Source organism: Desertibacillus haloalkaliphilus, from assembly GCF_019039105.1.
In the GTDB taxonomy this organism is placed as follows: domain Bacteria; phylum Bacillota; class Bacilli; order Bacillales; family KJ1-10-99; genus Desertibacillus; species Desertibacillus haloalkaliphilus.
Window position 1 is genome coordinate 1 of the sequence record NZ_JAHPIV010000358.1, and the last position, 373, is coordinate 373.

General features: G+C 36.5%; 1 pseudogene. It reads left to right on the forward strand.

What is annotated here, in order from left to right:
• Positions 1-251: pseudogene (locus tag KH400_RS22325) on the forward strand (ABC transporter ATP-binding protein); the annotation flags it as partial.
• Positions 252-373 lie beyond the last annotated feature (122 nt).

Below are 373 nucleotides of genomic sequence, written 5' to 3' on the forward strand. Positions count from 1 at the left end.
TAGCTGAGCCGAGCTGCTTATTACTAGATGAACCGACTGAAGGGATTCAGCCCAATATCGTAAGTGACATTCAAGAAGTTATTAAAGATATAAAGAGAAGCCAAGTCAATACGTCAATTTTGCTAGTTGAACAAAGCTTTGACTTTGCCAAAAGTGTAGCTGATTACTTTTATGTGATGGATAAAGGACGAATTGTATATGAAGGCGAGGACTTAATGGAAGAGAAAGTAAGTCAATATTTAAGTGTTTAATATGGCTAGTTTAAGAGTGTGGAATCCCTCCATGCTCTTTTTTTATGTGGCTTTATGGTAAACTATAAAAGTATTTTGAGAAGGAGCGTCGGGTAATGATTTCATTTCAGAGTGGTGACAGT